Source organism: Sphingomonas sp. (assembly GCF_017745215.1).
Classification (GTDB): domain Bacteria; phylum Pseudomonadota; class Alphaproteobacteria; order Sphingomonadales; family Sphingomonadaceae; genus Sphingomonas.
Genome location: NZ_JAGHZV010000005.1, coordinates 212,607 through 231,993, shown reverse-complemented (window position 1 = coordinate 231,993; position 19,387 = coordinate 212,607). Strand labels below are relative to the sequence as shown.

Sequence of the window (19,387 nt, the reverse complement as noted above, 5' to 3'; positions counted from 1 at the left end):
ATCGACGGACACGCTAGTTGTCTTTCCGCAACGACGCGGAGGAGAGCGTGTCATGGGGGACGATTCGGAGACGACGACCGATTCGGGGACCGCGGCGAAGCGGCCCAATATCCTGTTGATCACTTGCGACCAATATCGATTTCCGCGCTTTTCCTATGGCGCGGAGGGCGGGTTCGACGAGGAACTGAAGCAGATCCTCGGCTTCCAGGGCGAAGTACACGAGCACAACCGTTTCGCGCATTGCTTCCCGGGGCTGCTGCGGTTGCGGCGCAACTCGGTGGTGCTGCGCAACCACACGATCGCCGCCTCGGCCTGCACGCCGAGCCGCGCGGTGATCTACACCGGGCAATACGGCACCAAGACCGGCGTCACCCAGACCGACGGCCTCTTCAAGAACGGCGATTCGCCCAACTTCCCCTGGCTCGAGGCCGGGGGCATCCCGACGCTGGGGCATTGGATGCGCGGCGCGGGGTACAGCACGCATTATTTCGGCAAGTGGCACGTCTCCAACCCGCCCGACCATTCGCTCGAGCGCTACGGCTTCGACAATTGGGAGGAGAGCTACCCCGAGCCGCACGGCGCGCAGGCAAACAACCTGGGCGTCTATCGCGACGCCGGGTTCACCGACAGTGCGTGCAAGTTCCTGCGGCGCCAGGGACTGGCGCTCAACTACAACCGGGTCTCGGCGCAGATGTCGGCGAGCGACCCGACGAGCACCGGGCCCGATGTGAACGACATCCCGCCGTGGTTCACCGTGGTGTCGTTCACCAACCCGCACGACATCGCGACCTATCCCGGCGTGATCGCCCAGGCGCTGCCCGACAGCGACAGCAAGAGCGGCACCCAATCGATCATGGGGCCGCTCACCGTGCCGCGGAAGGGCGAGCGCACACCTGCGCCGACCGCGGGGACGATCCGGCTGCCGCTCAACCCCAACGACTTCCCGCAGGACTGCGCGCGGCCCTCGCCGACGCAGAACGAGGACCTGTCGACCAAGCCGAGCTGCCAGCACGAGGCGGCGTACAAGGTCGGGCTAGCTCTGGCGGCGAAGGGCGGGTTCAACCTCGTCAACACGCTGATCGCCGCCGCCCAGGCCGCCGGCAAGGACCCGAGCGGCGATCACAGCTTCGAGGCGATGGTCGATTCGGCGCTCAGGATGTGCATCCCCTTCCAGCTCGCCGAGGACCCGGGGCCCGAGGAGAATTGCACGCTGTTCCTCCAGCTCTACGCCTGGCTCCACGCGGTGCTCGACGGGCATGTCGCGACGGTGCTCGATGCGCTGCATGATTCGGGGCAGGCGGAGAATACGATCGTGGTGTTCCTGGCCGATCACGGCGAATATGCCGCGGCGCACGGGATGATGATCGAGAAATGGTACACGGCGTACCAGGAAGCGCTGCACGTGCCGGTGGTGGTCCAGTTCCCCGGCGTCGCCGATCCCGCTGCCGTGGCGAGGCGGGTGGTGGCACCCGAGCCGGCGCAGGTCGACGCGCTGACCAGCCACATCGACATCCTGCCGACGGTGCTGGGGCTGGCAGGCGTGACGCCCGAGGAGCGCGTGAAGATCGGCGCCAAGCTTGCCGAGACGCGGCCGGTGCCCAGGCTGCCGGGAGTCGATCTTTCCGAGATCATCCGCAACGCGGCCTCGGGCGCGCGCGTCGAGATTCCGGTGATCGAGCCCGACGGGCAGGAGCGCGAGGGCGTGCTGTTCATCACCGACGACGACATCACCTCACCGCTGCCGCCCGAGCGCAATGCGCACGAGAAGCAAAGCTATGAGGAGTTCCGCGTCTACGAAGCGGTGGTCGACCGGGTGCGGCTGCGCCATGGGCCCAAGGGGGTGAGGCTGACCGGCGGCCCGGTGAAGCAGCCGAGCCATGTCCGCGCGGTGCGGACCAGGGACTTCAAGCTGGCGCGCTACTTTGATCCCTCGGGCGCCGAGGCGCAGGAATGGGAAATGTATGACCTGCGCGCGGATCCGAACGAAGCGCGCAACCTGGTCGAGGTGGCGCTGACGCCGCCTCTGGTGCGGCCGGACGTGCCGGGGCGCGACGCGATGCAGACCGAGGCGGATCGGCTGGCGAAGCTGCTCGAGCGACTGGAGCGGCGGGATTTGTAAATTCCTCCCCCAGCAAGCTGGGGGAGGAATTTAGGGCGCCACCGTCGCCGGGGTGTCGCAGGCCTTGTGGAGCACCCAGGCCGCCCAGGCGGAGAGGAAGCAGAAGATCAGCACCACGAGGATCGCATTCTCGACGCTGACCCCCAGTTTGGTGACGCCGAAGATGCCGACCGAGCCGAACACCATGAAGCCCGAATTGACGATGTTGTTCGCCGCCACGGTGCGCGAGGTCTGCGACTTGTCAACCGTGGTGGTGAGGAAGGCATAGAGCGGGACGACGAACATGCCGCCGGTGATCGCGATCATCGCGAGATCGAACAGCACGCGCCAGGCCTGGGGCTCGGCGAGGAACTCGACGGTCTTGATCAGCGGGCCCTCGTTGACCGGCCAGAGCCGCGCGGCGAAGTAGAAATCGGTGACGAACGCCGCCATCGCGAGCACCGAGGCGGTGGAGTAGCGCGCCGAGACCTGGCCCTTGAGCAGCGCGTTGATGATGATCGATCCGATCGCGATCCCCACCGAGAAGATCGCGAGGAAGACGCTGGCGACGTCCTTCTGCGAGTGGAAGACGTTCTTGACCAGCGGCGGGAAGAGCACGCCGAGCATCGCCGCGATCGTCCAGAACACGCTGATCGCTAGGATCGCGAGGTAGAGCCGGCGGATGTGCATCGTCGCCGCGACCAGCCGATAGGAGGAGCGGACGACGTTCCAGTCGATCTTGAGCTTGGCGACCGGCGGTGCGGGCGGGATGAACTGCGAGGCGCCCCAGCCGATGCAGGCGACCGCGACGACCGCCACCGCGGCGATGCGCACGTCGCCGATCGTTCCGCCGGCGATCGTACCGCCGAGGATCGCGATATAGGTCCCCGCCTCGACCAGCCCGGTGCCGCCGAGGACATGCTCCTCGCGCAGGTGCTGGGGGATCACCGCATATTTGATCGGGCCGAAGAAGGCCGAGTGCACGCCCATGCCGACCAGCGCCGCGAGCATCAGCTCGAGGTGCGCGGTGAAGATGCCGACCGCGCCGACGAGCATGATCAGGATCTCGGCGAACTTGATGATCCGCATGATCCTCGCCTTGTCGTAGCTGTCGGCCAGCTGGCCGGCGAGCGCCGAGAAGAGGAAGAACGGCAGGATGAACAGCCCGGTGGCGATCGCGCTGAAGCGCGTCTCGGCCTCCTCGCTGTTGAAGATCTGATAGGTCGCGAAGAAGATCATCGCGTTCTTGAACAGATTGTCGTTGAACGCGCCCAGGAACTGGGTGACGAACAGCGGCAGGAAGCGGCGCTGCGTGAGCAAGCCGAGCGAACCGATCATGCCTAGCTGTTGACTCCGAGACTCAAAACGATGGCAGGGCATAGCCAGCGGGGGACGGGGCGGCAATCGCGATTGTGTTTCGCCCGTGGCACGAGTTTGGCCGCTCCGGGGTGACGAGGGCGGGGCCAGGGTGTAGACCGCCAGCCGCATGCTGACGCTTCCCAACATCCTGACGCTGTCACGGATCTTCACGGTGCCGCTGCTCGCGGCCTTCCTCTGGTGGCCCGAATGGCGGCTGGGCTATGCGATCGCGTTCGCGATCTACTGCCTGATGGGCGTGACCGACTATTTCGACGGTTACCTCGCCCGCGCGCAGGGGACGGTCTCCAAGCTCGGCGTGTTCCTCGATCCGATCGCCGACAAGATCATGGTCGCGGCGGTGATCCTGCTGCTGGTCGCGACGCGGACGATCGCGGGATGGCACCTCATCGCGGCGCTGGTCATCCTGCTGCGCGAGATCACCGTCTCGGGGCTGCGCGAGTTCCTGGGCGGCATCCAGGTGTCGGTGCCCGTCTCGCGGCTCGCCAAGTGGAAGACGACGCTGCAGCTGGTGGCGCTGGGCGCACTGATCCTGGCGCGCGCGCTGCCGGGCTGGCCCTGGATGCTCGACGTGGGACTCGCGGCGCTGTGGGGCGCGGCGGCGCTGACGCTGGTGACGGGCTGGGACTATCTGCGCGTGGGCCTGAAGCACATGGACACGTGATGGCGCTCGAGCTGCTCTACTTCGCCTGGGTGCGCGAGAGGGTCGGCACGCCGCACGAGCTGGTCGAACCGCCCGAGGACGTGGCCGACGTGGCCGGGCTGGTGGCCTGGCTGTCGGGGCGGAGCGCTGGGCATGCGGCGGCCTTTGCCGAGCCGGGGAAGCTGCGCGCGGCGGTGGACCAGAAGTTCGTCGGGATGGAGGCGCCGATCGCGGGCGCGCGCGAAGTCGCCTTGTTCCCGCCGGTGACGGGCGGATGATCCGCGTCTCGGTCCAGCCCGCGCCGATCGACCTCGCCACCGAGCTGGCGGCCGTCGAGGTCAAGGAGGCGGGCGGGATCGCAAGCTTCACCGGCTGCGTGCGCGGCGACGATGGCGTGGCCTCGCTGACGCTGGAACATTATCCCGGCATGACCGAGGCGGCGCTCTGCGACCTGGCCGAGGAGGCGTTCGCGCGCTGGGGGCTGCTCGCGGCGACGATCGTACACCGGGTCGGCGAGATGGTGCCGGGCGACCGGGTGGTGTTCGTCGCCACCGCGGCGGTGCATCGGGCGGAGGCGCTGGCGGCGTGCGCTTTCCTGATCGACCGGCTGAAGACCGACGCACCGTTCTGGAAGAAGGAAGTGCGCGGGGAGGCGGCGCATTGGGTCGAGGCGCGGGCGGGGGATGCCGAGCGTGCCGCGGGCTGGGGGGAAGGTTGAAATTTTAGCGAGTCGACGGTATAACGAGATCGCCAAAGGACATGAGTGCCTTTCTTGGATGAAGCCCCGTTGTTGCAGCAGCGGGGCTTCGCTCGTTTGGGGGACGCGTTGCAGCGCGCCCCCCGCCCGTTGCCCTACTTTTGACGCGTGACTTCGACGAGCTTCAACAGAAGCGTTCCGAAGCCGAACAACGCCGCCAGCAAAAGGCAAACGTCGCCAAAGACCATGATTCAACCTCCTCGGTTGGACGGCAACAGCGCCGCCATCGCAGAGGATAGGGTCGGCCCGAGCGCATCCCCGGCGACTGCGTCCATAACGGATGCGGTTCCATCCGCTTTGGTGGTTGGTGCGCTAGAATGGGCTGTCGATTGTTCGTCCACAATATCGGGATATATTGAGACATATGGCGACAGCTATGGAGGTCCCGGTGGGCAAAGCAATGACGCTGAACGTGCGCGTGAGCGGCGCGCTGAGCGAGTTCATCCAGCGCAACGTCGGCGAGGAGGGGCTGTACGAGAACGTCAGCGAATATGTCCGCGACCTGATCCGGCGCGACAAGGAGCGGGTGGAGCGCGAAGCGTTCAATACGCTGAAGGCGGAGCTGCAGCGCGGCTTTGCGACGCCGGATGAGGAATATGTCTACATCTCCGCCGAGGATGTGATCGCCCGTGCCAAAAAACGGTGGGGCGATTGAGCGGCTTCCAAGTCGATCCGATCGCTGCGGGGCAGATCGACGAAATCTATGATTATACGCGCCACCGATGGGGCGCGAATCAGGCCGAGCGATACATCCATGGCCTCGTCGAGCGGTTCACGCGATTGCTGATCGCCAGCTTGTCTGGCGACCGATTCCGGTTGAGTTCGGCGTCGCCGGCTACTTCCACAGATATGGACGGCGCTACATCTATTGGAAGCGAACTGCGGATGGTGTCATTCGGATCTTCTCGATCCAGCAGGTGAGCATGCAGCAGGCCACCAGGCCCCCGCGCGAAATGCCTGACTAAGCCCGCGCCTCCGCCAGCACGTCGGCGAGCAGCCGGAAGTCGCGCTCGCGGGGGGAAGCCTTGCGCCAGACCAGCGCGATGTGGCGCGAGGCGTGGGGGGACTCGAGTGGGCGAGCCTCGACGCGGGTATTGTCGAGGATGCCGGCGTCGACCGCCATCTCGGGGAGCATCGTCACGCCCAAGCCGTTGTCGACCATCTGGACCATCGTGTGGAGCGAGGTGCCCATCATCGTCGCCTCGGCGCGGAGTTCGGGGCGGTTGCAGGCCGACAGCGCATGGTCCTTGAGACAATGGCCGTCCTCGAGGAGGAGCAGGCGGCGCTCGTCGATCTCGCCCGGCGCGATGCTGGTCGCGGGCTCCATCTCGCCCTGCTGGAAGGCGACGAACAGACGGTCGTCGAACAGCCGGACCGATTCGATGTCGCCGCAGGCGTAGGGGAGGGCGAGGAGGACGCAGTCGACACGGCCGTTGTGGAGGCTTTCGCAGGCCTGTCCGCTGGTCTCTTCGCGCAGATAGAGGCGCAGGTCGGGATAGTCGCGGCGCAGGCGGGGGAGGATGCGGGGGAGGAGGAACGGCGCGATCGTGGGGATCACGCTCATCCGCATCTCGCCCGACAGGGGCCGGCCGGCGGCGCGGGCGAGGTCGCCGAGCTCATCGGCCTCGCGCAGCACGCGGCGCGCCTTGGCGACGATCTGCTCGCCGAGCGGCGTGAAGCGGACGACGCGGCGCGTGCGCTCGACGAGGACGACGCCGATCAGCGTCTCGAGCTCCCGGATGCCGGCGGAGAGGGTGGACTGGGTGACGAAGCAGGCCTCCGCGGCGCGGCCGAAATGGCCCGCGTCGTTGAGCGCGACCAGATATTGGAGCTGCTTGAGCGTCGGGAGATAGGTGGTCGTCATTGATCGCCGCTGTCGATTGACTGGGGCCTATGTAAGCGATTTTGGCGATCAGGCTAGGGGGAAGCGTTCACAAACTGCCGTCATCCCGGCGAAAGCCGGGACCCAGAGCCAAGCAGGACGTCGCTCGGGCCCCTGGGTCCCGGCTTTCGCCGGGATGACGACTTAAAGGGAAGAGAGCACCCTCAAGCCGCCATCTGCTCCTCGAGCGGCAGGCGGATCAGATAGTCGAAGGCGGCCAGCGCGGCGGTCGAGCCCGCGCCCATCGCGATGACGATCTGCTTGTAGGGCACCGTCGTCGCGTCACCCGCGGCGAAGATGCCGGGCTGCGAGGTCTCGCCGCGCGCATCGATCTCGATCTCGCCGCGATCGGTGAGCGCGATCGCGTCCTTAATCCACTCGGTGTTAGGCACCAGCCCGATCTGGACGAACACGCCCTCGAGCTGGACCTCGTGCTCCTGATCGTGGTTGCGGTCCTTGTACACCAGACCGGTTACCTTCTGGCCATCACCGACAACCTTTGTGGTGAGCGCCGATGTGATGATCCGGACATTGGGCAGGCTCGCGAGCTTGCGCTGGAGCACTGCGTCGGCGCGCAGGTCCTTGTCGAACTCGATCAGCGTGACGTGCGCGACCACGCCCGCCAGGTCGATCGCCGCCTCGACTCCCGAATTGCCGCCGCCGATTACCGCGACGCGCTTGCCCTTGAACAGCGGCCCGTCGCAATGCGGGCAATAGGTCACCCCCTTGTTGCGATATTCGGCCTCGCCGGGGACGTTCATCTGGCGCCAGCGCGCGCCGGTCGAGAGGATCACGGTGCGCGCCTTCAGCACCGCGCCGCCGGCCAGCACGACCTCGTGGAGCCCGCCCTCATGGCTCGCGGGCACCAGCTTCTCGGCGCGCTGGAGGTTCATCAGGTCGACGTCATAGTCCTTGACGTGCTGCTCGAGCTGGGCGGCGAGCTTCGGGCCCTCGGTGTGCGGGACCGAGACGAAATTCTCGATCGCCATCGTGTCGAGCACCTGGCCGCCGAAGCGCTCGGCGACGACGCCGGTGCGGATGCCCTTGCGCGCGGCATAGATCGCCGCCGCCGCGCCGGCGGGGCCGCCGCCGACGACGAGCACCTCGAACGGCGCCTTGTGCCTGAGCTTCTCGGCCGCGCGCGCCGCGGCGCCGCTGTCGAGCTTGGCGACGACCTGCTCGAGCTCCATGCGGCCCGAAGCGAAAGGCTCGCCGTTCAAATAAATGCTCGGCACCGCCATGATCTGGCGTTCCTCGACTTCGCCGGGGAACAGCCCGCCGTCGATCGCGGTGTGCCGGATGCGCGGATTGAGCACCGCCATCAGGTTGAGCGCCTGCACGACATCGGGGCAGTTCTGGCAGGTGAGCGAGAAATAGGTCTCGAATTCATAGTCGCCGTCGAGCGCCCTGACCTGCTCGATCACCTCCTGCGCGGCCTTGGAGGGGTGGCCGCCGACCTGGAGGAGCGCGAGCACCAGGCTGGTGAACTCATGGCCGAGCGGGATGCCGGCGAAGCGCACGCCGATATCGGTGCCGGCGCGGCGAATCAGGAAGCTCGGGCGGCGCATGTCGTCGTCGGCGCGGATCACTGCGATCTTGTCCGAAAGCGCGGCGATCTCGTCGAGGAGGCCAGCCAGCTCGCGCGATTTGGCGCCGTCGTCCAGGCTCGCGACGAGCTCGATCGGCTCACGGATATTGGCGAGATAGGTCCTGAGCTGTTGCGTCAGATTGGCATCGAGCATGGCTTACTCCTGTTGCACTTGCGAAAAGGCCCGGGACGATTGCTCGCCCCGGGCCTGGTGGGCGCCCGCAAGGGGGCAGCGGGCGCCTCGGGGACGCTTAGATCTTGCCGACGAGGTCGAGCGAAGGGGCGAGCGTCTCTTCGCCCTCTTCCCACTTGGCCGGGCAGACTTCGCCCGGATGCGCGGCGATGTACTGCGCGGCCTTGACCTTGCGGAGCAGCTCGGCGGCGTTGCGGCCGACGCCTTCCGACGTCACTTCGATCAGCTGGATCACGCCCTCGGGATCGACGACGAAAGTGCCGCGATCGGCGAGGCCCTGACCGGCACGCAGGATCTCGAAATTGTTCGAAATCACATGGTTCTGGTCACCCAGCATGAAGTAATCGATCTTGCCGATCGCCGGCGAGGTGTCATGCCAGGCCTTGTGGCTGAAGTGGGTGTCGGTCGACACCGAGTAGACCTCCACGCCCATGCTCTGGAGCTTGGGGTAGATGCCGGCGAGGTCCTCGAGCTCGGTCGGGCAGACGAAGGTGAAGTCCGCCGGATAGAAGAAGAACACAGCCCATTTGCCCTTCACGTCCTGGTCCGTGACGCTCACGAACTTGCCCGACTTGTACGCCTGGGCGGTGAACGGCTTGATGGTGCTTCCGATCAGCGACATGTGCTTGCTACTCCGTTTTTGGTTGCGGTGCAGCAGATAGGCGCGCTGCGTCGCAATGTGAAATTGGAAGCCTCGGTCGCGCTGATCGGAGTTTTCAATCATTAAGGGGCTTGTGATCGATTTCACGCTTTTTAGCGTTGATCTGCCGCAACCGCACGATGAGCGGAAAACACCGATTCGGAGCGGACATCCCACCGAAACAAAGCTTTGGTCATTTCGCAGTCGAGCCAAGTGCTCCGCCCGAAGCCCCCCAGCTTAGGGCGAGATTGGTGCTTCGCCGGCGGTGATGCCGCAAGCGGCGCAAGCCGGGATGCCCCCCAAGCATCCTCCGTTTTGAACGGACAGCGTCACTCAGGCGCGAGCACCTACTCCCCCGGCGCGGGGCCCGGCCCCCAACCATTGGGCCCCGCGCCACTCCCTTCTTTGGACGAGGCCAGCCGGCTCCCCGGTCCGCTGCTCGTGTTCCTCGCGAGACGGCGTGTCATCTATTGCCTGACGGACCTCGGCCCCGCGGCCGTCATCCCGGCGAAAGCCGGGACCAGGGTTACGCAGGGCGTCGCTCGCGGCCCTGGGTCCCGGCTTTCGCCGGGATGACGATTGGGCCGGGATGAAGATTGGGGAAGTCCAATCCCGTGATGACGCGCCCAGGTTTCCGGGTGCGGAAAAACGCCTCTCGCGCACGTTGGATCGAAACGGGAAAGGCGCGGTTCTGGTAATTGCGCTTCGCGATGTTTAAATGAGTTGCGGTTAAAGGGGACCGGCCATGTTCAAGCGTCTCGGCGCCTATCTGGATTCGATCAAGGCGCGCGACCCCGCGCCGCGATCCCGCGCGGAGATTCTCCTTTACCCAGGCGTGTGGGCGCTGGGCTATCATCGCATCGCGCATGCGCTGTTCCGCCGCCGCTTCTTCTTCCTTGCCCGCGCGGTGAACCACTGGTCGCGGTGGCTGACTGCGATCGACATCCATCCGGGCGCGAAGATCGGGCGCAACTTCTTCATCGACCATGGCTTCACCGTGATCGGCGAGACGGCCGAGATCGGCGACGACGTGACGATCTACCAGTGCGTGACGCTGGGCGGCACGAGCCCCGACAATGGCGTGGCGGGCAAGCGCCACCCGACGATCCTCGACGGCGCGATCCTGGGTTCGGGCGCGCAGGTGCTCGGGCCGATCACGGTCGGCAGGCGCGCGCGCGTGGGCGCGAACGCAGTGGTGACCAAGGACGTGCCCGAGGGCGCGGTGATGGTCGGCATCCCGGCGCGTCCGGTGCTGGTCGAGGCCGAGACCTGGAAGCAGGACTGGATGCCCTATGGCACGCCGTGCAGCCAGATGTTCGACCCCGCGACTCAGAAGCTCGAGATCATGCGCTGCGAGATGGAGACGCTGAGGAAGCGGCTCGACGCGATGATCGCCGAGCGCGAGGCGGCGAAGGCCGAGCATGAGCCCAAGCTGTTCAGCCCGGAGCAGCGCGATTCGGCTTGAGGCTGGCCTGGGCGCTTCGATGCGGATTCCCCATGGAAGGGTCTTCGGCTGAATGGGGACGGTGACCCCGCTCCCGCTCGCCCGCAGGGCGCAGGTCGGCTTCGACCGCGCCGAGCTCACAAGGATCCTCGATCTCTATGGCCGAATGGTCGCCGCCGGGCATTGGCGCGACTATGCGATCCAGTTCGACGGCGAGGCGGCGGTGTTCGCCTGTTTCCGGCGCGCGGCCGAGCGGCCCGAATATCGGATCGAGAAGCGGCCGGCGCTGAGGAACCGCCAGGGGATGTGGGCGCTGCTGAGCGAAGGCGGGCTGGTGCTCAAGCGCGGGCATGAGCTCGGGCCGGTGCTGGCGCCGGTGGAGCGGCGGCTGCTGAAGCTGGTGGGGGAGTGATCCTGCAACTCTAAGTCGTCGTCATCCCGGCGAAAGCCGGGACCTAGGGCCACGAGCGACGTCGCCTGCTGCCCTGGGTCCTGGCTTTCGCCGGGATGACGGTTGTAAAGTCGGATGGGGATGGCCCTCCTCGGGAGGCCACCCCCATCGGATTACGCCAACGCCGGCTGCTGCGTCGGCGGCAGGCTTTCGCCGATGCCGCCCAGCAGGCCGACGACCGCGCGGCGCATCGGGTGCCAGAAGGCCGAGAGCGTCAGCAGCGCCGAGCCGATCACCAGCGCGGTGAGCGAAGCCGAGAGCTCGACGTTCCCCGTCGTCCGGAACAGCGTGTACATCGCGGCCAGGACGTAGACGAGCGACGAGACCAGCAGCGCGCGGCGGTCGACCGCGAGCGCGACCAGCGCGAAGCCGATGTAGAGCGCGATCACGATCCCCGCCGTCGCGCCCGAGATGTCGCCGCTCAGCACGCCGAGCATCTGGAAGATCGGATGCGCGATCAGCGGCGCCGCGGCGAGATGGAGCCAGAAGGCGACGTCCGATCGGCGCGTGCGGCGCTCGAGGTCGCTCACGTCCCAGCGCATCGCGAAGGCGAAGACCAGCACGCCGGCGCCGAGGAGGATCGGGTTGATCCAGTGGATCGCATCGGGGACGAGCGCGAGCACCAGCGCGACGGCGAGCCCGATCACTGCGGCGGTGGCCGCGGCGACGGTGATCGGCACCATGAAGCGCTTCCAATGCACCCAGGCGCCGACCGCGGTGGTGATCGCGACGATCGCGGCGGCGCCGGCGCCGTACTGGCGATGGCCGAGGTCGGTGTCGGGGATGTGGAGCTGCTCGGTCAGCCAGCCCCAATTGGCCGTGAACAGCCCGGCGACGCCCGCGGCGATCCCGCCGACGAAGGCGAGGAGCAGCAGGATGCTGGGCAGCGCCATGCGGCGGCGGCGCGTGAAATATTCGCCGAGCAGCCAGCTGGTGGCCGCAACCGCGAAGCCGGCGACGGTCACGCCGACGCCGATCTGGTGCGCTTCATTGTCGCCGCCATAGAGGAGGTCGGCGAAATAGGCGCCAATCCGTCCGACGGCGACGAGCATCAGCACCGTCGCGATTGCGACGAAGATGTCGTTGAAGCCGGTGAGCAGCTTGAAATGCTCTTCGTCGACGGCGGGCGCGGCGCGCGACTCCGCGACGTGATTGCGCAGTGCCTCGGCGGCTTCGCGCGAGATCGCGCCCGCCTCGACTGCGCCTGCCAGATCGCTTTCGCTGTACATGGCTCAGGGTCCCTCCTGTTGGTGGAGGGGGTTTAGCATGAGTGTGTTATTGTAGCAATACGGTATGCACGCACTCACCGTCATCCCGGCGAAAGCCGGGACCCAGGACCGCGGCGACGTCCTTCGTAACCCTGGGTCCCGGCTTTCGCCGGGATGACGATTCAAAGGTCAGACGAATCGCGGGATCGGCCCCTGCTGGGGCGTCTGGTCGGGCAGGTCGACGACTTCCTCGTCGACCCAGCACCAGCCCCAGCCTTCGGGCGGGTCGTAGCCTTCGATGATCGGGTGGCGCGTCGCGTGGAAATGCGCGCGGGCGTGGCGGTGGGGGGACTGGTCGCAGCAGCCGACATGGCCACAGCTGCGGCACAGGCGGAGATGCACCCAGGGGCTGCCGATCTTGAGGCACTCCTCGCAGCCCTTGGCGCTGGGGATGACGTCCAGGATCGTATCGAGGTGCGTGCACATGCGCGGCTCTCCCAGGGCTATTCGACGGTCACCGATTTTGCGAGGTTGCGGGGCTGGTCGACGTCGGTGCCCTTGGCCACCGCGACGTGATAGGCGAGGAGCTGCACCGGCACCGCGTAGACCAGGGGTGCGATCAGCGGGTGGACCTTGGGCATGGTGATCGTCGCGAGGCAATTGTCGCCCGCGGCGAAGATGCCGTCATAGTCCGAGATCAGCACCACCTTGCCGCCGCGCGCCTGGACCTCCTGCATGTTGCTGACGGTCTTGTCGAACAGCGGACCCGAGGGCGCGATGACGATCACGGGGACATTCTCGTCGATGAGGGCGATCGGCCCGTGCTTCATCTCGCCCGCGGCATAGCCTTCGGCGTGGATATAGCTGATTTCCTTGAGCTTGAGCGCGCCTTCGAGCGCCAGCGGATAATCGGTGCCGCGGCCGAGGTAGAGCACGTCGCGCGCGCCGGCGATGACGTGCGCCATCGCTTCGATCGCTTCGTCATAGGCGAGCGCGGCGTTGAGCGAGGCGGGCGCCTCGGCGAGGTGACGGACGATGCGGCGCTCCTCGTCGCGGTCGAGCTTGCCCTTGGCGGTCGCGAGGTTGGCGGCGAAGGCGGCGAGCACCGCGAGCTGGCAGGTGAACGCCTTGGTCGAGGCGACGCCGATCTCGGGGCCGGCATGGGTGGGGAGCAGCAGGTCGGCCTCGCGCGCCATCGTGCTGGAGGGGACGTTGACCACCACCGCGATCTTCTGGTTCTCGGCGCGCGCGTGGCGGAGCGCGGCGAGCGTGTCGGCGGTCTCGCCCGACTGGCTGATGAAGAGCGCGAGCCCGCCTTCCTCCATCACCGGCGCGCGGTAGCGGAACTCGCTCGCGACATCGAGGTCGACGGGGACGCGGGCGAACTGCTCGAACCAATATTTGGCGACCATGCCCGCGTAGAAGCTCGTCCCGCAGGCGACGATGGTGACGCGCTTGACTCCCGACAGGTCGAACTCGGGGATGGGCAGCGCGACACGCTCGTCGATGCGGCTGAGGTAGGAGCGCAGCGTCTGCGCGACCACCACCGGCTGCTCGTAGATTTCCTTGAGCATGAAGTGGCGATGGTTGCCCTTGTCGATCGCCATCGGGGTGACGCCCGAATCGACGATAGGCCGCTCGACGGGGTTGTTCTCGCGGTCGAAGATCTCGACGGCCTCGCGGGTGACACAGGCCCAGTCGCCTTCGTCGAGATAGGCGATGCGGCGGGTGAGCGTGGCGAGCGCGTGCGCGTCCGAGCCGAGATAGTTCTCGCCTTCGCCATAGCCGACGGTGAGCGGCGCGCCGAGGCGCGCGGCGATCAGCAGGTCGGGCTCGTTGCGGAACAGGAAGGCGATCGCGAAGGCGCCGTGGAGGCGCGGCAGCACGGTTGCGACGGCCTCGCGCGGGGTGCGGCCGCGGGTGAGCTCGCGGTCGACGAGGTGCGCGACGACCTCGGTGTCGGTCTGGCTCTTGAACACGCGGCCGTCGGCGATGAGCTCGTCGCGCAGCGGCTTGAAATTCTCGATGATGCCGTTGTGGACGATGGTGACGTCGCCGGCGATGTGCGGATGGGCATTGTCCTCGGTCGGCGCGCCGTGGGTGGCCCAGCGGGTGTGGGCGATGCCGATCCGGCCGGGCAGCGGGTTCTCGGCGAGGCGCGCCTGGAGGTTGGAGAGCTTGCCCTCGGCGCGGCGGCGATCGATCTCGCCGTCGTGGAGCGTGGCGATGCCCGCCGAATCATAGCCGCGATATTCGAGGCGCTTGAGTCCGTCGAACAGCCGCTGCGCGACTTCGCTGGTCCCGACGATTCCGACAATTCCGCACATTCAATCTTACTCCTGGGGGCTGGCTATTTCGCGGCCTTCCGCGCTGCCATCATCTCCCGAAATCTCTTCGCCCAGCCGGGCTTCGCCGCCTGCGTGCCGCGCGCGAGCGCGAGTGCGTCGGCATCGACGTCCTTCGTGATCACCGAGCCCGCCGCGACGATCGCGCCGTCGCCGATCGTCACCGGCGCGACCAGCGCGCTGTTCGAGCCGACGAACGCGCCGGCGCCGATCGTGGTGCGGTATTTGAAGAAGCCGTCGTAGTTGCAGGTGATCGTGCCCGCGCCGATGTTCGCCTTCGCACCTACGTCGGCGTCGCCGAGGTAGGTGAGGTGGTTGGCCTTGGCGCCCTCGCCCAGCGTCGCATTCTTCACTTCGACGAAATTCCCGACATGCGCATTGACGCCGATCCGCGCGCCGGGGCGCAGCCGGGCATAGGGGCCGACGGTCGCGCCGCTCTCGATCGTCGCGCCTTCGAGATGGCTGAAGGCGCGGACCTGGACCCGGTCGGCGATCGCCACGCCCGGGCCGAAGACGACGTTGGGCTCGATCGTGACATCGCGGCCCAAGACCGTGTCCCAGGCGAACCACACCGTCTCGGGCGCGATGAGCGTCGCGCCGTCGGCCATCGCGTGGGCGCGGCGGGCGCGCTGCCAGTGATGCTCGGCATGCGCCAGGTCGGCGCGGCTGTTGACGCCGAGCACCTCGGCCTCGGGCGCTTCGATCACCACCGAGCGGTCGCCGTCCGCCAGCGCGAGCATCACGATGTCGGGGAGGTAATATTCGCCCGCCGCATTCTCGTTCTTCACGCGCGCGAGCAGCGGCCAGAGGTCGGCGGCGCGCACCGCCGTGACGCCCGAGTTGCAGAGCTTTTCGGCGCGCTGGGTGGGGCTGGCGTCCTTGTACTCGACCATCGCGAGGATACGGCCGTCGCTGTCGGCGATGATCCGGCCATAGGCGCCGGGGTCCAGCGGGCGGAAGCCGAGCACCGCGATCTTGGGGTGGTCGTACTCGTCGAGCCGGGCGACGAGCCGCTCGATCGTCGCCGGGCTGAGGAAGGGGGTGTCGCCGAAGCAGACCACCACCACGCCATCGAAGCGGGCGAGCGCGCCCTGGGCTTCGCGCGCGGCGTGGGCGGTGCCCATCTGATGCTCCTGGACGACGGTGCGGATGCCGAGCGGATGGACCACCGCCTCGACCTGCTCGCGCTGCGAGCCGACGACGACGACGCGCTCGCTGGCGCCCGCCTCGGCGAGGCTGTCGGTCAGGTGCAGCAGCATCGGCCGGCCGGCGATGGGATGCAGCACCTTGTGGAGATCGGACTTCATCCGCGTGCCCTTGCCGGCGGCAAGGATGATCGCGGCGATGGGTTGCGTGGCCACGCGGAGCAGGGTCCCTTAAACGGTTCGTGGCCGGGATAGCCGGCGCGCGATCGAACCGGAATCAGACTTAGGTTGGTGGCCCTGCCACGATTGGCTTGCCAACGCCATAGCGATGCTGGCAGCGGCTCCGAAATGACCGATTTCCCTTTTCAAGTCGTCGGGTTCGACCTCGACGGCACCTTGTTCGACACCAGCGGCGACCTGGCCGCGGCGACCAACCATGCGCTGTCGCTCGCGGGGCGGCCGACGCTCGCGGTCGAAGAGGTCAAGCGGATGATCGGCGGCGGCGCGCGGCGGATGCTCCAGCGCGGGCTCGAAGCCTCGGGCGGATGCGACGACGCGCAGCTCGACCAGCTCTTCCCGCAGCTGCTCAGCTATTATGAGGGGCATATTGCCCGCGAGACCCGGCCCTATCCGGGGCTGCTCGACGCGATGGACGCGCTCGACGGGCTGGGGGTGAAGCTCGGGATCGTCACCAACAAGCTCGAATATCTGACCGTCAAGCTGGTGAACGAGCTGGGTCTCGCGCACCGCTTCGCCGCGGTGATCGGCGTGGACACGATGGGCAAGGGCAGCGCCAAGCCCTCGCCGCTCGGCATCCAGGCGATGATCGAGCGATGCGGCGGCGGGCGTGCGGCGTTCGTGGGGGATTCAGACTTCGACATCGCCGCGGCGCGCAACGCGGGCATTCCCGCGGTGGCGGTGAGCTTCGGCTTCCTGGCCGGTCCGGTCGAGGACCTAGCCGCTGATGCCGTTGTCCATCGCTACGCCGAGCTGGTCCCCGTCCTCGCCGGGCTCGCCTGAGGCGGGCGCAGGCTCGAGCAGCAGGTTCGAGTTGACGTGATAGCCTGCGAGCGTCGCCCTGCCGCCGTCGAGCCGATAGACGAACTCCTCCTGCCCCGGTCCGTTGGCGAAGCGCGACTGATAGGTGAGGATGACGAAATGCTCGCCGTTGAAGAGGTTGTCGGTCCAGCCCGGTTCACTCGACGACTGGAACGGCCCGAGCTTCGCGGCGAGCAGCGGGCAGAGCTGCATCCATTGCTCGCGCGAGGTGCTCTGGATGAAGTCGGGTGCGGCACCGGCGTGGATTTCGCCACAGCGCCCCGAAGCCCATTGCTTGCGGAACTTCGCCACTTCTGCCTTCGCCAGCGGCAAGTCGGCCGCGGGCGAGCAGCCCGCAACCAACAACAAGACCGCCGGAATCGCCCTTCCGACTCGCATTCTGGCGTCCCCTTGCCGATGCTCGCCCGAATTTACCAAAATGGATGAGATTCAGGAACGGTTAATTGTGCGCTGCGTCAGGCCTTGCGCCATTTGGTCCAGAGGTGCCGCGCGAGCATCAGCGGCGGCATGCGCAGCCAGTGCGAGCGGACGTAGAAGGCGAGGCGGGTGAGGGGCCGCGTCGCCCGGCCCCAGCCGTCGCGCGCGAGCAGGCGGCGCACATAGAGCCGGTCGGCGAGGCTGCGCGGCGGCGCGGAAGGTGCGAAGAGCGAGGCGCTGAGACGCAGCGCGCGGCCGACTTCGCGCTCGAGCCCGTGGAGCCGCGCGCGCTCGACGAGGCCGGTGATGCCGAATTCCTCGACCAGGCAGTGCACGTCCCAGAGGTTGCGCAGGCCGCCCGCAAGGTCGCCGTCGGCGAAGAGGTGAGCAGCGGCGTGGCAGAGCATGTCGCCTGGCGAGAGCGCCCAGAGGCCATTGCCGAGCGGCACTGCCTCGGCGAGCAGCGCGACTGGATCGGGGGTGATCCGCGCGGTGAGCGGCAGGATCGTGTGGTGGACGTCGATCATCCGGTCGCGCTCGCGATGGATGAGCGGCGGGAGCTCGTGCATCCAGCGGCGGTAATAGGCGTCGTCATAGGGGTCGGGCTTCACCCATTCCCAGCCGGCGGCGAGCAAGGCGGCCTCGGCTTCGGCGAGGCGGTCGCGGGGCACGAGGATGTCGAGGTCGCCGACCGAGCGGCCGACGCCGGCCTTGAGCCCGGCGGCGAGGAAGGCCGTGCCCTTGAGCAGGACGAAGGGGATGGGCCCGAGCGCGCGGCGCGCCATCTCGGCTTCCCAGAGCGCGGCGGTGCGGCCGTGGTCGGCGCTGGCGCGGGCGTCCTCGAGGAGGCGCCGGGCCGCGGGCGGGGCAGGGAGGCCGGCGAGGCGGTGCGCGAGCGTGCCGACGATCTGCTCGGCGCGCGCGGCGGCGATGAGCTGGGTCCAGCCGTGCGCGTCGAGCTGGGTGGCGGTCGCAGGCTCGGCGAGGGTGCGGGCGAGGAGGCGGGCGGTCACGCCACCGCCTCCCACAGCGCTTCGACCCGGGCGATTGCGGCGTCGGTGTCAGGATAGTCGATCGCCGCGGCGGGCACGTCGCGCACCAGGCGAGTGAGCGCGTCGAAGCCGCGTTCGGCGAGCGCGACATAGTTGGTCGAGGCCTGGGTAAGGCGCGCGAACGCTTCGCTCGGCGGTACCGGGCGCGTGGCCGGGGCGAAGCCGAAGCTCGGGAAGAGGATCAGCGCGGGGGCCGCCGGCGTGTCCATCGCAGCGATCGCGGCGGCGTCGGGGACGAGGTGGCGGATGCGGCCCTTGGGGGTGCCCTCGATCGCGTCGGCGAAGTGGGCGCGGGGGATCGCGGCCTCGACCACGGCGACGCTCTCGTTCTTGAGGCTGACGAGGCGCGGGAAGGCGTGGGCGAGGCCGGTCGCCGGATCGATCAGCGCGAATTCGTCGCCCATCAGCCGCCAGCCGCGCGCCGAGAGCAGGGCGGCGAGCGTGGATTTGCCCGCGCCCGAGAGGCCGGTCATCAGAAGCGCCTTGCCGTCGCGCTCGACCGCCGAGGCATGGAGCAGCAGGTAGCGCCGCTGGCCGAGCGCCATCTGCAAGTTCATCCCCATCTCGGCAGCGAGTAGCCCTTGGGCGAGCGGAAGCGGCGCGGCATCGGCGAGGAGATAGTCGCCCCCGATCTCGACCGAGGGGCGCAGGAACCGCCGCCACGGCCGCGCGGCGAAGAGGCGGACGGTGAAGTCGGGGATGCCGTCGTGCGGCTGGGGGTAATCGGCGTAGAGCGTCTCGAGCTGGGCGATCGGGCCACGCCAGTCGCTGCCGATGCGGAAGCCCACGGGGCCGATGCGGAGCTGGGCCGCGTGCCTCACGGGTGCTGGACCAAGCCGGCGGCGGCGAGCTCGTCGAGGCGCGCGGCGAGCGCCGCTTCGTCGGCGTCGGCGAGGTCGAAGCGCTCGGCAAGACGGGCGAGCAGCTGGAAGGCGTCGAGCGTCTCGCTGCCCAGCGCCTCGAGGATCTCGGGCACCGGCGCATCGACGACATGGGTGATGCCCGAGGCGCGGTGGTAGATCAGCGTGAGCGCGTCGAGCGGGACGATGCGCAAGGTGGCGGGATCGGCGGCGCGGTAGCGGGTCACC

Annotated in this window: 20 protein-coding genes; 8 read left to right on the top strand and 12 right to left on the bottom strand. The window is 68.0% G+C overall.

Features of this window, described 5'->3' with window-relative positions; translation table 11 throughout:
* Positions 1–52: 52 nt before the first annotated feature.
* Positions 53–2,119 (top strand): sulfatase-like hydrolase/transferase, encoded by a 2,067-nt coding sequence (locus tag J7495_RS07410; RefSeq protein WP_294055830.1) that lies wholly within the window; start codon positions 53–55, stop codon positions 2,117–2,119.
* Between the two features lie 30 nt (positions 2,120–2,149).
* Here J7495_RS07410 and J7495_RS07405 read toward each other — a convergent pair whose 3' ends face one another.
* The gene (locus J7495_RS07405; RefSeq protein ID WP_294055829.1) at positions 2,150–3,436 is read right to left on the bottom strand and encodes an MFS transporter; all 1,287 of its coding nucleotides are present in this window, start codon (positions 3,434–3,436) and stop codon (positions 2,150–2,152) included.
* A gap of 148 nt (positions 3,437–3,584) precedes the next feature.
* On the opposite strand from J7495_RS07405, the gene pgsA reads away from it, so the two are divergent.
* The 4 genes from pgsA (at position 3,585) to J7495_RS07385 (ending at position 5,530) form a co-directional block, all read left to right on the top strand.
* Entirely contained in the window at positions 3,585–4,139 is a 555-nt protein-coding gene (pgsA, locus tag J7495_RS07400) for a CDP-diacylglycerol--glycerol-3-phosphate 3-phosphatidyltransferase (protein WP_294055828.1), read from the top strand.
* Entirely contained in the window at positions 4,139–4,396 is a 258-nt protein-coding gene (gene moaD, locus J7495_RS07395) for a molybdopterin converting factor subunit 1 (protein ID WP_294055827.1), read from the top strand. Before pgsA ends, moaD begins: the two co-directional genes overlap by 1 nt.
* Positions 4,393–4,836, top strand: coding sequence for a molybdenum cofactor biosynthesis protein MoaE (locus J7495_RS07390; protein WP_294055826.1), 444 nt, complete (start codon positions 4,393–4,395; stop codon positions 4,834–4,836). The genes moaD and J7495_RS07390 overlap by 4 nt, the downstream gene beginning before the upstream one ends.
* Positions 4,837–5,275: 439 nt before the next feature.
* Positions 5,276–5,530, top strand: a complete 255-nt coding sequence (locus J7495_RS07385) for an addiction module antitoxin (RefSeq protein ID WP_294055825.1) — start codon at positions 5,276–5,278, stop codon at positions 5,528–5,530.
* A 306-nt stretch (positions 5,531–5,836) separates the two neighbouring features.
* Here J7495_RS07385 and J7495_RS07380 read toward each other — a convergent pair whose 3' ends face one another.
* The 3 genes from J7495_RS07380 to ahpC form a co-directional block, all read right to left on the bottom strand.
* Positions 5,837–6,739, bottom strand: a complete 903-nt coding sequence (locus J7495_RS07380) for a hydrogen peroxide-inducible genes activator (RefSeq protein ID WP_294055824.1) — start codon at positions 6,737–6,739, stop codon at positions 5,837–5,839.
* 182 nt (positions 6,740–6,921) lie between these two features.
* Positions 6,922–8,499, bottom strand: a complete 1,578-nt coding sequence (ahpF, locus tag J7495_RS07375) for an alkyl hydroperoxide reductase subunit F (RefSeq protein WP_294055823.1) — start codon at positions 8,497–8,499, stop codon at positions 6,922–6,924.
* A gap of 97 nt (positions 8,500–8,596) precedes the next feature.
* The gene (ahpC, locus tag J7495_RS07370) at positions 8,597–9,160 is read right to left on the bottom strand and encodes an alkyl hydroperoxide reductase subunit C (RefSeq protein ID WP_294055822.1); all 564 of its coding nucleotides are present in this window, start codon (positions 9,158–9,160) and stop codon (positions 8,597–8,599) included.
* A gap of 763 nt (positions 9,161–9,923) precedes the next feature.
* Between ahpC and epsC the strand changes: the two genes are divergently transcribed.
* Together epsC and J7495_RS07360 are read left to right on the top strand one after the other, a co-directional pair.
* Positions 9,924–10,643 carry a serine O-acetyltransferase EpsC gene (gene epsC / locus J7495_RS07365; RefSeq protein ID WP_294055821.1) on the top strand — a complete coding sequence of 240 codons (720 nt, stop codon included), beginning with the start codon at positions 9,924–9,926 and terminating at the stop codon, positions 10,641–10,643.
* A 52-nt stretch (positions 10,644–10,695) separates the two neighbouring features.
* Complete coding sequence (locus J7495_RS07360; RefSeq protein WP_294055820.1) at positions 10,696–11,034, top strand: DUF2794 domain-containing protein; 339 nt, start codon at positions 10,696–10,698, stop codon at positions 11,032–11,034.
* A gap of 152 nt (positions 11,035–11,186) precedes the next feature.
* Here J7495_RS07360 and J7495_RS07355 read toward each other — a convergent pair whose 3' ends face one another.
* The 4 genes from J7495_RS07355 to glmU all read right to left on the bottom strand — a co-directional run bounded on the left by J7495_RS07355 (position 11,187) and on the right by glmU (position 15,987).
* Entirely contained in the window at positions 11,187–12,302 is a 1,116-nt protein-coding gene (locus tag J7495_RS07355; protein ID WP_294055819.1) for a hypothetical protein, read from the bottom strand.
* Positions 12,303–12,470: 168 nt separating this feature from the next.
* Positions 12,471–12,767, bottom strand: a complete 297-nt coding sequence (locus tag J7495_RS07350; RefSeq protein ID WP_294055818.1) for a UBP-type zinc finger domain-containing protein — start codon at positions 12,765–12,767, stop codon at positions 12,471–12,473.
* Positions 12,768–12,784: 17 nt separating this feature from the next.
* Positions 12,785–14,608 (bottom strand): glutamine--fructose-6-phosphate transaminase (isomerizing), encoded by a 1,824-nt coding sequence (gene glmS, locus J7495_RS07345; RefSeq protein WP_294055817.1) that lies wholly within the window; start codon positions 14,606–14,608, stop codon positions 12,785–12,787.
* A gap of 23 nt (positions 14,609–14,631) precedes the next feature.
* Entirely contained in the window at positions 14,632–15,987 is a 1,356-nt protein-coding gene (gene glmU, locus J7495_RS07340; protein WP_294055816.1) for a bifunctional UDP-N-acetylglucosamine diphosphorylase/glucosamine-1-phosphate N-acetyltransferase GlmU, read from the bottom strand.
* 132 nt (positions 15,988–16,119) lie between these two features.
* Here glmU and J7495_RS07335 point away from each other — a divergent pair, with 132 nt between their 5' ends.
* Positions 16,120–16,791, top strand: coding sequence for an HAD-IA family hydrolase (locus J7495_RS07335; protein ID WP_294055815.1), 672 nt, complete (start codon positions 16,120–16,122; stop codon positions 16,789–16,791).
* Here J7495_RS07335 and J7495_RS07330 read toward each other — a convergent pair.
* The 4 genes from J7495_RS07330 to J7495_RS07315 all read right to left on the bottom strand — a co-directional run bounded on the left by J7495_RS07330 (position 16,726) and on the right by J7495_RS07315 (position 19,386).
* Entirely contained in the window at positions 16,726–17,178 is a 453-nt protein-coding gene (locus tag J7495_RS07330; protein ID WP_294055814.1) for a hypothetical protein, read from the bottom strand. The two genes, J7495_RS07335 and J7495_RS07330, sit on opposite strands and share 66 nt — an antisense overlap.
* A 107-nt stretch (positions 17,179–17,285) precedes the next feature.
* The gene (locus J7495_RS07325) at positions 17,286–18,260 is read right to left on the bottom strand and encodes a nucleotidyltransferase family protein (protein ID WP_294055813.1); all 975 of its coding nucleotides are present in this window, start codon (positions 18,258–18,260) and stop codon (positions 17,286–17,288) included.
* Positions 18,257–19,120, bottom strand: coding sequence for an HprK-related kinase A (locus tag J7495_RS07320; RefSeq protein ID WP_294055812.1), 864 nt, complete (start codon positions 19,118–19,120; stop codon positions 18,257–18,259). Before J7495_RS07320 ends, J7495_RS07325 begins: the two co-directional genes overlap by 4 nt.
* The gene (locus J7495_RS07315; protein WP_294055811.1) at positions 19,117–19,386 is read right to left on the bottom strand and encodes an HPr-rel-A system PqqD family peptide chaperone; all 270 of its coding nucleotides are present in this window, start codon (positions 19,384–19,386) and stop codon (positions 19,117–19,119) included. Before J7495_RS07315 ends, J7495_RS07320 begins: the two co-directional genes overlap by 4 nt.
* Between the last annotated feature and the right edge of the window lies 1 nt (position 19,387).

Bases quoted from the DNA above. Each gene is read 5' to 3' on its own strand.
- J7495_RS07410 (WP_294055830.1), top strand. From the start codon at position 53: ATGGGGGACGATTCGGAGACGACGACCGATTCGGGGACCGCGGCGAAG.
- J7495_RS07385 (WP_294055825.1), top strand. From the start codon at position 5,276: ATGACGCTGAACGTGCGCGTGAGCGGCGCGCTGAGCGAGTTCATCCAG.
- J7495_RS07405 (WP_294055829.1), bottom strand. From the start codon at position 3,436: ATGATCGGTTCGCTCGGCTTGCTCACGCAGCGCCGCTTCCTGCCGCTG.
- J7495_RS07390 (WP_294055826.1), top strand. From the start codon at position 4,393: ATGATCCGCGTCTCGGTCCAGCCCGCGCCGATCGACCTCGCCACCGAG.
- J7495_RS07350 (WP_294055818.1), bottom strand. From the start codon at position 12,767: ATGTGCACGCACCTCGATACGATCCTGGACGTCATCCCCAGCGCCAAG.
- pgsA (WP_294055828.1), top strand. From the start codon at position 3,585: ATGCTGACGCTTCCCAACATCCTGACGCTGTCACGGATCTTCACGGTG.
- J7495_RS07380 (WP_294055824.1), bottom strand. From the start codon at position 6,739: ATGACGACCACCTATCTCCCGACGCTCAAGCAGCTCCAATATCTGGTC.
- glmS (WP_294055817.1), bottom strand. From the start codon at position 14,608: ATGTGCGGAATTGTCGGAATCGTCGGGACCAGCGAAGTCGCGCAGCGG.
- epsC (WP_294055821.1), top strand. From the start codon at position 9,924: ATGTTCAAGCGTCTCGGCGCCTATCTGGATTCGATCAAGGCGCGCGAC.
- ahpC (WP_294055822.1), bottom strand. From the start codon at position 9,160: ATGTCGCTGATCGGAAGCACCATCAAGCCGTTCACCGCCCAGGCGTAC.
- ahpF (WP_294055823.1), bottom strand. From the start codon at position 8,499: ATGCTCGATGCCAATCTGACGCAACAGCTCAGGACCTATCTCGCCAAT.
- J7495_RS07335 (WP_294055815.1), top strand. From the start codon at position 16,120: ATGACCGATTTCCCTTTTCAAGTCGTCGGGTTCGACCTCGACGGCACC.
- J7495_RS07355 (WP_294055819.1), bottom strand. From the start codon at position 12,302: ATGTACAGCGAAAGCGATCTGGCAGGCGCAGTCGAGGCGGGCGCGATC.
- moaD (WP_294055827.1), top strand. From the start codon at position 4,139: ATGGCGCTCGAGCTGCTCTACTTCGCCTGGGTGCGCGAGAGGGTCGGC.
- J7495_RS07360 (WP_294055820.1), top strand. From the start codon at position 10,696: ATGGGGACGGTGACCCCGCTCCCGCTCGCCCGCAGGGCGCAGGTCGGC.